A 14,332-nucleotide genomic window follows, 5' to 3' on the forward strand; every position below is an offset into this window, starting at 1 on the left:
AGCACGTCACCCGGCAGTCTAGGCAACTTTCCCGACAAATGGCATGGATTGTCAAGCGGAACTTGCGTCATTACCTGCCGTTTATGATGCACATCCTGTGCCGAAGGAATACCGTGGCGGCAGAACGTACATCTACTTAGTCGATGCAGGCAAGCCCCGGCCGGGCCTAAAAAGACCATTGCAGAGACTGGAAAAATTCTTTCCAAGTCATCCAGTATTTCCGGGTGGGTTACGCGGTCGGCTGAGTGTATAGCCCCAGCGCGCGGCTCCGATTTCTAAGCGTCGGTCGGCTGACTCCCAACCGCTTGCTGGCCTGGCTAATGTTCCCGCTCGTTTGGGCCAACACATAGTCCAAGACCACTCGATCGACTCGCTCATGAACCTGTTCTAAGATCACTTGCGATTCGCCAGCGAATAACCGCCGAACCTCGTTGATCAGCCCCTGTTCCCATGGATCGAGCGCGAACGAATCTTGCTCGTTCGACACGGCTCGCGATTGGCCGGACGTACAGGAAACAGTCACGTCGTTTGAGAGTTGCATCGAGGAATGCCAAGGAAACGGGCTAGAGAACCGGCCAGTCAAAGGAATATTGCCAAAGCAGATTGCATAACAATCTCCGATGCGAATCTCGTGCCGTTCTTGTCGCGCCGCTTCCTACCACACCAACTTTTACAAGTGACGATCCACCTCGGTCACTGTCACCTCGTATTCGATGGTCGACTCTGCTCCGGTACCGATGTAACAACCCTCCGTGGCTGCCGCCCACTCGGCTTCGGGTCCAGCAGCCACTGCAATGTGTTGGTCCGAGACTGCAACACCACGACTAGGGTCGTACCCTCTCCATCCGCCACCCGGCAAATAAACCTCTGCCCAAGCATGCAGCTCGGACGTTCCAACCCGATTCGGTTCATAAATATAGCCGCTAACAAACCGAGCTGCGATTCCTTGCGAACGACACACATCCATAAACAGCACGGCCAAGTCACGACACGCTCCGCGCTTGGAAGCAAATGTTTCCGATGGCGATAAAGGCGATCCACCGTAGCGATTTTCAGAATTGAAATCCCGCGCAATCTGTTCTGTCACTTGCAACAGAAACGACTGCGTTTGGTTACCCGCGGACGCAGACACTTCCTTTGCCCACTCGCTAATCTGCGAGTCAGCCTTGTTACGGTGCAAATGCGCCGCCAATGCTTGCTCGACCGGTTCGTGGTATCGCGCAGGCAGGTTCGTCGTTCGTGCATCAAGCGAAAGAAAATCGAACGGATTCGTTCGCAGCGTTTCCACACGCGAATTTACCTCGATGCAAAATTCCAGGTAGACGCCACTGAAGGACGCCTGCAGCGCCGAGTTACCAAAGACATCTAGAATCGACGTCGAAGCAAGTGGCGTTGGCGTCAGAGTGCAGTTCCAATCCAGAAGCCGCTGCGAACCGTCACCGCGAGGCTGCAACCGAATCGTCAGCGGTTCAATGATCACTGGGCGATCATATCGGTACGTGATTCGGTGATGGATTTGAAATATCACGAGGCTGCTTTGTTTCCTGCTGAAACGGGCTTAAGAGCAAAGAATGTGTCAAACACCGCGCCGCCAACGAGGTTTAGATTCTCTTGAAAGGTATCCAAGTATTCGTGCAGTCCGCCTTCTAAGATCTCGCCAATGTCAGCAAAGTCCAGTTCGGATCGCAGTTGCCCAAGCTTCCGTTCAACCGGACTGGCATAGCTCGAACTCTCGCTGCCCGTGATCAGACGCAACGATCGCTCGGCACCCTTGACGCAAAAGCGTATCGAGCGAGAAAAGTGCTGATCCAAGATCAGAAACTCGACCACGCGATCGGGATGAATCGCTCGAAACCGCTTTCGGTACATTTCGAAGGCGCTGGCGGACTTCAACAGTGCTGACCACAGTAACGCGTCGTAGGGCGAGCCCACATGATCCGTTTTTGGCAACAACATGAAATACTTCACGTCCAAGATCCGGGCCGTCTTATCGGCACGTTCGATCGTTCGTCCGAGCCTCGCAAATTGCCACGGTTCGCCGTGCGACATGGTGGAATCCGCAATGCCTGTACACAGGTGACTGGCTTGCTTGATTTCAGCAAAAAACTTATGCGGTGAATCAATCTTGGTTTGCTTCGACGCATGCTGAACAAGCAAGTAAAAATGATTGATCTGTTCCCAAAGCTCGGACGAAATGGTATCCCGAACCGTTCGCGCATTCTCGCGTGCCTGCCATAAACACGACAGAATCGAATTTGGATTCTCACGATCAAACGTCAAAAACTTGACGACATTCTCTTCACTGAATTCATCATAGCGATCAGAAAATTCACTTTCATCACCCGTCGTCAAAATCATCGGTTTCCACTGAGCAGCCGATTCGTGTGGCAGATCCAACGCCAGCGTGAAGTTTACGTCGACAAATCGAGCGACGTTTTCAGCCCGTTCGACGTAGCGGGCCAGCCAATAGATAGCGTCTGCGGTACGACTAAGCATCCTTGGCACCCTGAGTTTGCGATTTCGAATTTGTTTTTTGAGTCTGCGATTGCGTTTGCGACTGCGAACTTGCACCCTGACTTTGCTCAGCCCTGCCGTCGCTAGGAGCGACGACCCACGTGTCCTTGCTGCCGCCACCTTGCGACGAATTAACGACCAAGGAACCTTTGCGAAGCGCAACGCGGGTCAAGCCACCTGGCATCACGAAAATGTCTTCGCCGTACAGAATGTAGGGACGCAGATCGACGTGCCGTCCTTCAAAATCATCGCCGACGATTGTAGGAGCACGCGATAGCCCCAAGGTCGGCTGGGCGATGAAATTGCGTGGACATTCGCGAATCTGGGCCGCGAATTCGGTTTGCTCTTTCTTGGTCGAATGTGGCCCGATTAGCATGCCGTAGCCGCCCGAAAGATTGACCGCTTTGACCACCAACTTGTCCAAGTTCTTCAATACAAAATCAAGCTGGTTTGGTTCCGAGCACAAGTACGTTTCGACATTGGGAAGAATCATGTCCTGATTCAGGTAATACTTGATGATCTGTGGAACGTAGGCATAAACCGCTTTGTCATCCGCGATCCCTGTCCCCGGTGCATTAGCAAGTGCGACATTTCCGCGGCGATAAACATCCATCAATCCGGGCACGCCCAAGCAAGAGTCTTCGCGAAAGACTTTTGGATCAATGAAGTCATCGTCGATACGGCGATAGATCACGTCGACTCGCTGAAAACCCTTCGTCGTCCGCATCTTCACAAAGCCATCTTGGATGACAAGATCGCTTCCCTCAACAAGCTCGACGCCCATCTGCTGGGCCAGATAGGCATGTTCAAAGTATGCCGAGTTGTACATGCCGGGCGTCAGCACCACGACGGTTGGTTCGGCGACTCCCCGCGGCGCAAGATACTGAAGTGCCGCCAATAAGCGATTTGGATAATCGTAAACCGGCTGAACGTGCATCGACTGAAACACGTTCGGGAACGTCCGCTTCAACACTTCACGATTCTGTAGGACATAGGAAACGCCCGAAGGACAGCGTAAGTTGTCTTCCAAGACCATCAGCTTGCCGGCTTGATCGCGAACCAAGTCGGTTCCTGTCACGTGGATCCAGATATCTCGCTGAGGCGTCAAGCCAACGCACTGCGGGCGAAACGAATCTGCAGAATTCAGCAACTCGCCCGGAATGATGCCGTCCTTGATGATGTTCTGGTCGTGATAGACGTCGTTGATGAACAGATTGAGCGCCTCGATTCGTTGCTTCAGCCCTCTTTCAATCTGCAACCAATCCCCGGGCTCGATCACACGAGGGACGATATCAAACGGGAAGATCTTTTCAGTGCCTTCGTCGCTACCGTAAACCGTGAAGGTGACGCCCATCTGCAAGAAAGCTGCTTCGGCCGCTTGTTGCCGTCGGTGCAGATCACCCGGCGGCAGGGATTCAATTTTGGCAATTAGAGGCTTTGCGGCCTCATGAGGAACGCCCGCCTTCTCGAACAACTCGTCGTAGAATCCGTCAGTCTGGTAGTCCGTGAACTTCATTGTTCGTTTCATCTCAAGAAAAATTTGCGCAGGACGAATCAAGGATCCTTTTCAACTGGAAAAAGTTTTTCCAGTGCGAAATGACGCCCCCAACCTCGACTGCGATTTTGATAGCACAATTTCTATCGCAAGCTTCCACAGCGTAACGGAATCCACCGCTAGCCGCAGACGAGCTGATCGCAACGCAGAAAGAATCGACGCGACGCTCGTCAACATTCTGAACGATGAACGCTCGCTTGCTGAACTCGTCACAGTTCTAGATGGCGCACTCAAAAGATGCGAGACGACGTCGCCGCAACCTCGCGCTAAATCACTTAACACATTCGGCAAACAACAATCTGTAAAACGCTATTTTCCGAACCAGAAAATTTCGTCATTGAACAATCGAAGACGAAAACCATGTCGCTTGCATGCGACTTTGCACCACCGACGCCCCCGTGAATCGGCAAATAGCTTTCCGGTTTCGGCAACTTCTTTCCAGATATCTGATGGGTCACCATTGAATTCAGCGTAATAATGCCGTATCGAAGGTTTCGGTACGAAAACTGCCCGTGAGCCGGTATTAGAAGTCAACACGACTCGAAGACAGCAAGGACCCAAAGTCCACGCGACGGATACGCATGAAACTCTCTTACGCCACACACGAATTTCTACACCTGCTTCGCGCATTGGTTCGCGAACCGTCCGTCGTTGGCGTGGAAGATGCTTTCTTTCGAGTCCTTCGCCGAGAACTGGAAGAGTACCCGGTCAAGATCACGCGGTACCACGGCTTGCTTGTCGTTGAAGGCGATGAACCCGAAAGCGTTTACTTGTCGGCTCACGTCGATCGACACGGCTTGTTGTGCACTGGGCCGCGTGAATTCCAGTACGCCGCGTTCATCGCCGGCAACCGAGGCGAGTTGAACGGCGACTCGATTTCAGAACAATTTATGGAACTGATCGCCGGACGGTTTCGCGGTCAACGTGTCCAGGCTCACACGCCGTATGCGGGATCGTACCTAGGGCAGGGCACCATCACCGAATCGTATGTTTGTCCGCGACGAAAAAATCTGATCTTTGAAATTGACGGTCTCGATTACCTACAACCCGCAACGCCAGTTTCTTTTGTCGATCGCCTGCAAGAAAAAGACGGCTACATTTCCGCTCAGCTCGATAACGTAATTTCGGTCGCGATGGTGATCGAACTGGTGCGCCGAGGATTCGCAGGAACGGCTTTCTTCTCGGCCGGCGAAGAATCCGGACGTAGCTGGCGATTCATCGCCGAATGGTTTCAACGTCACGATACAACAACCGACCAATTGATCGTGCTCGACACGAGCCCATTTCCGACAGTCGATGATTGCGACCAACAAGATGTGGTGCTCCGCCATGGCGATTCCAACGCATTGTTCGACCCAGCCGCGACCGAGCGACTTCGCAAGTCGTGCGATCGGTTAGCGATCACCTACTGCTTCAAAGATGATTACATCCAGGCGCTCAATCGAACCCGCGAAAAACAGAGCTCGATCGGACGCACCGAACTAGGGCGATTGATCGCCGCCACGTCGGGCCAAGTGTCCGGCACAACTCTGCAATTGCCGACATCGTCATACCACACTCAATTGGAAACCGCGTCGCTGATTAGCGTCGATGCGATGCTGCGACTGCTCTGTCATCGGTGCCAGCTTTGACGCACGAACTTGTCCTCGAAATTCAACCGCAGCCGACTCAAACGGCCTGTGGTCCAACCTGCTTGGCCGCTGTTTACGAATACTGGGATCGCCCCGTCGACCTGCACGAACTAGTTGGCAAGATCACCGAACTGGATACCGGCGGTACACTCGCAGTCGACTTGGCCTGCGACGCGCTCGAGCGTGGTTTCATGGCCGAGATCGTGACTTACAACCTGCAACTGTTCGACCCAACTTGGTTCGACGGCGAGGGAGAAATGAAATCCGCCGACGAGTTAGTTAAAAAGTTGTCTCGGCAACTTGGTGCGAAACAACATCGCACCGACATTGACGTCATGCGTTTGACGGCCGCGACGAATACTTACCTGCGATTCCTCCACCTCGGCGGCAAAGTACGCATGCAGCCGCTCGATGACTTACTGCTGGTATCGATGATGGCACGCGAAACCCCTGTCCTTTGCGGACTAAGCGCGACCTACTTGTACCAAGAGTCTCGCGAGAAACCATCCGGGGATTCAGACGATGAAGCGGGCGATCCAACCGGCCATTTCGTCGTGTTGCACGGATTTGATCCTATCAAACGAACAGTCTTGATCGCCGATCCGCTGCATCCGAACCCGATGGCACCGACCAATAAGTACATCGCTCCGCTATCGCGAGTTACGTCAGCAATTTTGTTAGGCATCGTGACATTTGATGCCAACCTGCTGACCATCACCCTCAAGGATTGAACCGAGCTTTATGAAAACGATTCTTGTTGCTGAATCCAATGACGACTGGATCGGCAACTTCGATGGTGTGGAAACCGTCGACCCTCGCGATTACCTCTCTTCTCCAGATGCCAAGTCGCGTGGACGCACTCGCGTCTACAACCTAAGTCGATCCTATGCCTACCAGAGCATGGGCTATTACGTTTCACTGTTGGCCGAAGCCCGTGGTGAACGCCCCATGCCAGACGTCACCACAATCCAAGACCTGTCTGGATCAGCCGCCGTCCGATTAATTCCTCAACATCTCGAAGAACTGATCGAAAGCTCGTTCAAAGGCCTTTCCAGCGATGAGTTCGTGCTGAGTGTCTATTTCGGCCAGAACCTGGCCAAGAAGTATGACCGCCTGGCCAAAGAACTGTTTAACCTATTTCAAGCACCGCTACTGCAATTCAAATTCACACGCCGCAGCAAATGGCGACTCCGACGCGCGTCAGCGGTCTCGCTGGGTAATGTCCCGGCACATCATCGAAAATTCGTCGCCGATGCAGCCAAGAAACACTTTGCTCGTGGTGTTTCCAGCCGTCCCAAACGCAAGTCAATGCGTTATGACATGGCGATTCTGCACAATCCGGCTGAAGGGGACTTGGCGCCATCCGACGAATCGGCGCTGAAAAAGATGGTCAAAGCCGCAGCCGCGGAAGGTATCAATGCCGAACTGATCACACGATCTGACTCAAACCGATTGCTTGAGTTCGATGCGCTGTTCATTCGTGAAACGACGGCTGTCAACCATCACACGTATCGTTTAGCACGCCGGGCCGAAGCGGCCGGAATGGTGGTGATCGACGATCCGATATCGATCCTTCGATGCACCAATAAGGTTTACTTGGCCGAACTGCTGACCCGTGCCAAAGTGCCGATCCCGCAGACCACAATCGTGCATCGTCGCAACGCAGATGAATTGGCCGAGACGCTTTCTTATCCGTGTGTGCTGAAACGGCCTGATAGCGCGTTTTCGCAGGGAGTGGTCAAAGCCGCCGACGCTGATGAATTGCAGGCGAGGCTGTCCGAATTTTTTGCTGATTCTGAGCTTGTAATCGCCCAGCAATACATGCGAACCGATTTTGATTGGCGGATCGGTGTGATGGACGGCCGGGCAATGTTCGCTTGCAAGTACCACATGGCGCGTGGTCACTGGCAGATCGCGAAGCATGGCACCGAATCGGAATCGAAACCTCAGTTCGGTAAAGCTGAGACGATCCCTGTGGAAACTGCACCGCGAAAAGCGGTCGCGACCGCCGTCAAAGCCGCCAATCTAATCGGTGCCGGTTTATATGGCGTCGATGTCAAAGAGGTCGACGGACAGTTTTACGTCATCGAAGTCAACGACAACCCAAACTTGGATTCCGGCGTCGAAGACGCCGTGCTGCGAGAAGAACTTTATCGCCGCATCATGGAATCGTTTGCCCGCCGAATTGAAGCCACCAAACAAACTTAACGATAAAGCTTTCCAATCATGACACTGAAATTGTTTGACGCCTTTGGCATTGAAATGGAATACATGCTGGTCGATCGCGACACGCTGGGCGTGCGCCCGGTCGCCGACTCGCTGTTAGCGATTCTGACAGGCGGAAACATGGCCAGCGACTACGAGGCAGGTCCAATCACATGGTCCAACGAACTTGCGCTGCACATCATCGAGCTCAAAACAACGCTGCCAGTAACTAAGATTGGGTCGCTGCCATCGCAGTTTGAAACCGCCATTCGCAAACTTCGCCCCGCGATGGATCGATTAAATATTCGATTGCTGCCCACCGCCATGCACCCGTGGATGAACCCCGCGGTCGAAACCATCCTGTGGCCGCATGAAAACCATGAAATCTATCGGACCTATGATCGCATCTTCAATTGCAAGTCGCACGGTTGGGCCAACGTTCAAAGCGTTCACTTGAACCTGCCTTTTGATGGCGACGATGAGTTTGCTCGTTTGCATGCGGCTGTTCGTTTAGTTCTGCCGATCCTACCAGCCCTGACCGCCAGTTCGCCAATCGTCGACGGGCAATACACTGGCAAGGCAGATTCTCGGATGCAGCACTACGCCGACCATTGTAAAGCGATGCCGTCGCTGACCGGGCGTCTTGTTCCCGAGCCGTTGTTTGACGAGGCCAGCTATCGGAGTGAAGTGTTTGACAAGATCGCCAAAGATGTACGGCCACACGATCCACAGGGCGTGCTCGAGGTCGACTTTCTAAACTCGCGCGGAGCGATCGCGAGATTTGACCGTGGTTCGATCGAACTTCGCGTCATGGACGTGCAAGAGTATCCCGGTGCAGACGTGTCCATTTGCGCCGCCGCGATCGCAGTCATCAAATCGTTAGTAGCCCAGCAATGGTCGACGACCGAACTGCAGAAAACAGCTTCGACAGATTCGCTACGAGCAATCCTGGATCAAGTCACCGTCAGCGCGGAAAATGCCTTGATCGACAATGCAGATTTCCTGGCTATGTTTGACATTCAAAAATCGTCGTGTACCGCGAGACAGCTTTGGGGTGTCCTGCTTGAACGAGTGCGACGCGATGACACGGCGCTTGCAAATCTGTACGCACCGATCGAAATCATCATGGAACAGGGAACACTCGCGACCCGGATTCGCACCTCTCTTGGCGAAAACTTCGACCACGAAGAACTCCACAACGTGTATGACCAGATCGCCGACTGCTTGGATACTTGGGAACCGTTCCAGCCATGACTAGCCCAGAATGGTTGATCACGTGCGAACACGGCGGCAACCTGGTGCCCAAGCCTTTTCAATCGCACTTCGCGACACCCGGTGCGGCCAGAGCCCTCAACAGTCACCGCGGCTATGACCCCGGTGCACTGGAAGCGGCGACGCAGTTCGCAAAAGCTCAAGTTGCGGAACTAATCTCATCAGAAACCACTCGGTTGCTTGTCGACCTAAACCGATCACAAGACAATCCGGGCCTGTATTCCCCGTTCACATCTAATCTTTCCGCTAGCCAGCGAGCCACGTTGCTGGACGACTGGTACTACCCCTACCGCAAACAAGTAGAAGGCGAACTTCGCAGTCGAATTCAATCCGCCGGCTGTGTCGTCCATCTGTCCATTCATACGTTCACGCCACGTTTCAAAGGAACATGGCGTCCCATCGATGTTGGTTTTCTTTTCGATCCTGTGCGAGCCGGTGAAGCAGCTTTTTGCCAAGCTTGGCTTAGCGACGTGAAAAGAAAGCATCCGCGCGTTCGAGCGGTCGCCAACCAACCTTACGCCGGAACTGACGACGGATTCACAACTGCCCTACGCCAAAAGTTCGCAGACTCAAATTACCTTGGCATCGAAGTCGAGATCAGCCACCGGTTTTGGAAGCGATCGCCGCAAAGCCAAAAGAACATAGTCCGAGCATTGTTAGAAACGATTCCGCCACATTGACAAACACCTTGTTGCGGAAGCTCGCGGTCACAATCACCTAGCTTGGATTGGCTTCCTTGGGTTGGTGCGGTGCGAACATTCCATACATCACCGGCAAGACCAGCAAGTTCACGATCGTCGCACCGAACAGACCACAGAGAATCACCAGGGCCATCGGATACTCAATTTCTTGACCGGGAAGCTCGCCGGTGTAGATCAGCGGAACGAGCGCTAGCCCGGTTGTCAGCGCAGTCATCAGAATCGGCGCCAGGCGTTCTTCAGCCCCGCGCAGAATCAACTCCATTGCCGTGATCGTCGGCTCTTCTTCGGCGAGGTGCCGATAATGACTGATCAACATGATCGCATTGCGTGCTGCAATACCAAGCACCGTCACAAATCCAACGAGCGAGCCTAATGAGATGATGCCGCCACCAGCGAAAACACCTAGCAAGCCACTGGCCAACGCGAGTGGCAAGGCGAGCAGGATCAACAGCACCAATCGCCAGCTTTCAAAGTCGATGTACAGAATGATCGTGATCGCCAAGATCGAACCGAGCGACAGTAAAAGTAAACGTTGGCGAGATGCCTTGGCTTCCGCATATTCGCCCAGGAACTCGGGGTGATAGCCAGTCTTAAATTTCACGTTCGCAAGAACTGCGGCTTCGATTTCAGTCGCGACCGACGCCAAATCGCGGCCTTCGACGTTGCAGGTCACGTCAAGACGACGCGAGGCTCCTTCACGCTGGATAACGTTCGGAGCCGGAACGACGGTCAGACTGGCGACACTTGAAAGCGGTACCTGCGCACCCGAGGGCGTATCGATCATCAGATCGCCCAATGTGGCCAAGTCGGTGCGCAATTTGGCTTCGCCGCGAACAACGACAGGAAAGATCGCTTGGTCACGATACATTTCGCCAAATTGCGTTCCATTGACCAGCGTCGTGACGTTATTCATCAACATCCCAGGCGTCAAACCAAACTGTGACGCCGCCTCGACTTTCATGTCGATTGCAATTTGCGGCACAAGAACTTGCGGTTCGACTTTCAAGGTAGCCACACCTTCGATTGGCTTAATGACCGATTCAATTTCCTTAGCGGTTGCACGAAGTTGATCTAAATCGGGCCCATAAATGCGAACGACGATCGAAGCACTCGTACCGGTCAGGACTTCTTTGATTCGCTCGGTCAGATACGTTAACAAGTCGCGATACAAACCTGGATAACCGTCGACGATCTCTTGGACTTCGGCAACCGTCGCATCGTAGTCCTTGGTATCATCGATGCTGATCCAGAGTTCGGTGAAGTTCGGTCCGACAACTTCGTCCGCAACGGTTGCACGTCCGATGTGCGATCCAAAGTTACGGACGCCGTCGACCGCCATCAATTCGTCGCTGGCCCGGATCGTGATGCGGTTCATCGCGTCGATTCCAATACCAGGTTTTTCGACCCAGTGCATCAGGAAGTCGGTTTCACGAAATTTCGGCATCAACCGTTCGCCGAGCATTGGAATCGTCGAAACCAAACAGCCAAACAGAACCAAGGTGACAGCGATGGTGCCCCATTTGAGCCGCAGCGATAAGCCCAAAACCGTACGGTAGATTCGTTTGAACAAACGAACCAGTAGCCCATCGATGCTGCGACGTTCAGCCGACTTGGGCAACAGAATCAACGACATTGCGGGCGTCACTGTCAATGCAACGAACAGCGACGCAAGGATGGCCAAGATGTAAGCAGCGGCCAACGGCCTGAAGAACGCCCCGGCAAGGCCAGTAAGAAAGAACACGGGCAGAAACGCAAGAACGACAATCACTGTCGCATAGACGACGGCGCTTCGAACCTCCATCGACGCTTCCAACACGACCGCGAAATTGCTTCGTGGCTGCTTCAGCTTCGCGTTCAAACGCAGTCGCCGCATGATGTTCTCAACGTCGATGATCGCGTCGTCGACGACTTCACCTAGTGCAATCACCAATCCGGCTAAGACCATCGTGTTGACGGTGCCGCCGCGATAGTAAAGCACCATCACAGCCGCCAGCAGCGAAAGCGGGATCGCGGTGGCACTGATGACCGCACATCGCCAATCAAACAGAAACAGCAACAGCACGATCACCACCAACACACAGCCAACCAACATCGAATGGCCGAGGTTCGCCAGGGCTCGTTCGATGAACGTTGCCGGACGAAACACCGTCGTGTCATATTCAACTTCGCCCATCGCAGGCTTCAGCTCGGCCATCGCCTTCTCGACATTGCGAGTCACGTCGAGCGTGTTGGCCCACGGTTGCTTTTCCACAATCAGCAGCAAGCCCAGCCGACTGTTGATGATTGCATCGCCAATCGGGGGCGCGTAATCGTAGGTAACCTCCGCGACGTCTTTCAATCGCAGCGGTGCCGAGACGACGGCGGGCCCTGTGGCGGCCGCCGAGGGAGCACGAAAACCGACAACAATCTCGCCGAGTTGCTCGGGCGTATACACAGCTGGTACGTGACGAAGAGCCAGACGTTGATTGGCGGTGTCGACAAATCCACCCGCGCCGACCGCCGTCGCATCGCGAACCGTTTGCAAGATCGCGTCCAGGGTCAGACTGTTTGCACGAAGCCGATCAGGATCGACGACCACTTGCAATTGCGGTTCCTTCTCGCCCCATACCGCAATGTTGGCCACGCCTGCGATCGACATCAATCGCGGACGAATGGTCCACTTCGTTAGCACCGTCATTTCCATTTGCGACTGTGTGTTGGACCAAAGCCCGATCTTCAAACAGCGGCTAAGTGACGATAGCGGCGGCAAGATCACCGGCGGTCTGGCGACCATCGGCAGCGTCCTTGCAGCCAGCGCGAGACGCTCCTGCACCAATTGCCGTGCGGTAAGCAGATCCGTACCCGGTTCAAAGATCAATCGCACACTCGACAGCCCCAGCACGGACTTGGATCGCACGGTCTGAACAAAGGGAATGCCGTTGACCGCGTTCTCGATCGGAACCGTGATCAGACTCTCGACGTCCTCGGTTGAGATCCCGGGCGCTTCGGTTTGGATTTCCACAAGTGGCGGAGCGAACTCGGGAAATACGTCAAGCGGCACCGAGTCAGACGTGCGAACGCCAACAATGACAAGCGCGACGGCGAGAACGAGTACGAGCAATCGAAATTGCAATGATGTCTTGATGAGCCAGTTCACTTACCGGCTCCGAATTCGGTACCGAACAACTCGGCGGCACCGTCGACCACGACTTTTGTTCCCACCGGCGGGCCCGACGCCAACACGGCTTCGTCACCGTCGACGAACCGGACACTGACTCGGCTGCGGGTGTACTGTCGATCGCCGGTCATCGCGTAAACCCAGGCGTTGCCGTAGATATCGAACAAGATCGAACCATTGGGAACGATCAAAGATGACTCGGCCTTTGATGTCGGCAATTCAACACCGACTCGTTGACCGGGACGCAGCCCCAGTTGGCGGTTGTCGACTTCATAATACAGATCGGCGGACGAAGTCATCGCATCCGCTGTCGGCGGAGCGGAAATCGGATTCGCGATCGCGGATTGAGAAAGTGCGTCACCGGACAGCGAGACAAGATTGGCGGGTTGTTCGACTTGAATACTTGAAAGCATGTCCACAAATACCGGAACACGAATCCAAATCTTGTCCATACTGACGACTTCAAACATTACCGCGCCGCTGGCAACGGTTTGCCCTTCGCTGACTTCGATACGATTGACCAATCCGCTAATCGGCGTCGTCATCGGTAGTACCGAGGCTTCGCCTTCGGGATTCTTGACGTCTAGCATCGTTAGCAATTCGATCAGTTGCTTTTCACGTTCCTCGGCGGCAGCGAGATTTGATTTCGCAATGTTCAGCGCCGCTTCGGCATCGTCAACGGCGCGACGGGCACCGGCACGGTCGGCAAACAATTTCGTGGCTCGATCGAAAGCAATCTGGGCACCTTCGACTTCCGCCTTGCCGCGGTCCACATCACCGGCCGCAACGGTTTGCGCGGCCATCATGTTGGCTTGGGCTGCAACAAGCTGGACTCGTTCGGCGGGCGTCGGAACGTCACGCTCGGCCGACAGAAGCGGTTTTAGCGAAAACAGCGGTTGGTTCGCGATCACCTTCGTCCCTGGTACCGGCAATGAAACACGGCCTACACGTGTCACAACACCAGCCAAAGGAGCTGAGACGATGATCGTACTTCCCGACGGGATAACCGCTTGCCCACCGAGCGACCGTCGCTGCGTGACTTCTTGCTCGACAACAGTTGCCGTTGTGATTCCCAGTCGCGAATTGGCATCGTCCGTCAACGTGATTCTGGCCAAATCCGTTTCAACCGGAAGCTTCTCGACCTTGGCCGGGCTGACGGATTCCTTTTTCGACGATTTGTCCGTCTTCGTGCCGCAGCCGACCAGCGAAGAAATCAGCAGGATCAGCGTGGTCGTCGGTTTGATGGATTTCAACAACGATTAACCTCGGGGAAATCGCGGCAAACACGAGCACAACC

The 14,332-nt window shown here is 54.3% G+C and carries 11 protein-coding genes; 5 read left to right on the forward strand and 6 right to left on the reverse strand.

All coding sequences use genetic code 11. The features are described from left to right. Nucleotides 1-229: 229 nt before the first annotated feature. The 4 genes from Poly59_RS28240 to Poly59_RS28255 all read right to left on the reverse strand — a co-directional run bounded on the left by Poly59_RS28240 (nt 230) and on the right by Poly59_RS28255 (nt 4,042). Nucleotides 230-541: a helix-turn-helix domain-containing protein gene (locus Poly59_RS28240; protein ID WP_146537407.1), complete on the reverse strand. Its 312-nt coding sequence runs from the start codon at nt 539-541 to the stop codon at nt 230-232. Nucleotides 542-670: 129 nt separating this feature from the next. Further along, entirely contained in the window at nt 671-1,528 is an 858-nt protein-coding gene (locus tag Poly59_RS28245) for a transglutaminase family protein (RefSeq protein WP_146537408.1), read from the reverse strand. Further along, the gene (locus Poly59_RS28250; protein WP_146537409.1) at nt 1,525-2,496 is read right to left on the reverse strand and encodes an alpha-E domain-containing protein; all 972 of its coding nucleotides are present in this window, start codon (nt 2,494-2,496) and stop codon (nt 1,525-1,527) included. Before Poly59_RS28250 ends, Poly59_RS28245 begins: the two co-directional genes overlap by 4 nt. After that, nucleotides 2,489-4,042 (reverse strand): circularly permuted type 2 ATP-grasp protein, encoded by a 1,554-nt coding sequence (locus Poly59_RS28255; protein WP_246152000.1) that lies wholly within the window; start codon nt 4,040-4,042, stop codon nt 2,489-2,491. Before Poly59_RS28255 ends, Poly59_RS28250 begins: the two co-directional genes overlap by 8 nt. Before the next feature lie 608 nt (nt 4,043-4,650). On the opposite strand from Poly59_RS28255, the gene Poly59_RS28260 reads away from it, so the two are divergent. Genes Poly59_RS28260 through Poly59_RS28280 form a run of 5 tightly spaced genes read left to right on the forward strand, consistent with a single transcriptional unit; the run spans nt 4,651 to nt 9,857 of the window. Continuing rightward, a complete protein-coding gene (locus Poly59_RS28260) occupies nt 4,651-5,700 on the forward strand; it encodes a peptidase M42 (protein WP_146537410.1) in 1,050 nt (349 codons plus the stop codon). Further along, nucleotides 5,697-6,431: a cysteine peptidase family C39 domain-containing protein gene (locus Poly59_RS28265; protein ID WP_146537411.1), complete on the forward strand. Its 735-nt coding sequence runs from the start codon at nt 5,697-5,699 to the stop codon at nt 6,429-6,431. The genes Poly59_RS28260 and Poly59_RS28265 overlap by 4 nt, the downstream gene beginning before the upstream one ends. A gap of 10 nt (nt 6,432-6,441) precedes the next feature. Further along, complete coding sequence (locus Poly59_RS28270) at nt 6,442-7,908, forward strand: RimK family protein (protein ID WP_146537412.1); 1,467 nt, start codon at nt 6,442-6,444, stop codon at nt 7,906-7,908. 18 nt (nt 7,909-7,926) lie between these two features. Then, entirely contained in the window at nt 7,927-9,159 is a 1,233-nt protein-coding gene (locus Poly59_RS28275; RefSeq protein WP_146537413.1) for a carboxylate-amine ligase, read from the forward strand. Continuing rightward, nucleotides 9,156-9,857 carry an N-formylglutamate amidohydrolase gene (locus Poly59_RS28280; protein ID WP_146537414.1) on the forward strand — a complete coding sequence of 234 codons (702 nt, stop codon included), beginning with the start codon at nt 9,156-9,158 and terminating at the stop codon, nt 9,855-9,857. The genes Poly59_RS28275 and Poly59_RS28280 overlap by 4 nt, the downstream gene beginning before the upstream one ends. Before the next feature lie 37 nt (nt 9,858-9,894). Here the strand turns inward: Poly59_RS28280 and Poly59_RS28285 are convergent, their stop codons facing one another. Further along, nucleotides 9,895-13,014: an efflux RND transporter permease subunit gene (locus Poly59_RS28285; RefSeq protein WP_146537415.1), complete on the reverse strand. Its 3,120-nt coding sequence runs from the start codon at nt 13,012-13,014 to the stop codon at nt 9,895-9,897. Then, nucleotides 13,011-14,291, reverse strand: a complete 1,281-nt coding sequence (locus tag Poly59_RS28290) for an efflux RND transporter periplasmic adaptor subunit (RefSeq protein ID WP_186776573.1) — start codon at nt 14,289-14,291, stop codon at nt 13,011-13,013. Before Poly59_RS28290 ends, Poly59_RS28285 begins: the two co-directional genes overlap by 4 nt. Between the last annotated feature and the right edge of the window lie 41 nt (nt 14,292-14,332).

The sequence above is a fragment of the Rubripirellula reticaptiva genome (assembly GCF_007860175.1).
GTDB lineage: Bacteria > Planctomycetota > Planctomycetia > Pirellulales > Pirellulaceae > Rubripirellula > Rubripirellula reticaptiva.

Excerpts from the sequence above, each read along its gene's own strand:
- Poly59_RS28275 (WP_146537413.1), top strand. The coding sequence starts at position 7,927 with ATGACACTGAAATTGTTTGACGCCTTTGGCATTGAAATGGAATACATG.
- Poly59_RS28240 (WP_146537407.1), bottom strand. The coding sequence starts at position 541 with ATGCAACTCTCAAACGACGTGACTGTTTCCTGTACGTCCGGCCAATCG.
- Poly59_RS28280 (WP_146537414.1), top strand. The coding sequence starts at position 9,156 with ATGACTAGCCCAGAATGGTTGATCACGTGCGAACACGGCGGCAACCTG.
- Poly59_RS28260 (WP_146537410.1), top strand. The coding sequence starts at position 4,651 with ATGAAACTCTCTTACGCCACACACGAATTTCTACACCTGCTTCGCGCA.
- Poly59_RS28270 (WP_146537412.1), top strand. The coding sequence starts at position 6,442 with ATGAAAACGATTCTTGTTGCTGAATCCAATGACGACTGGATCGGCAAC.
- Poly59_RS28250 (WP_146537409.1), bottom strand. The coding sequence starts at position 2,496 with ATGCTTAGTCGTACCGCAGACGCTATCTATTGGCTGGCCCGCTACGTC.
- Poly59_RS28255 (WP_246152000.1), bottom strand. The coding sequence starts at position 4,042 with ATGAAACGAACAATGAAGTTCACGGACTACCAGACTGACGGATTCTAC.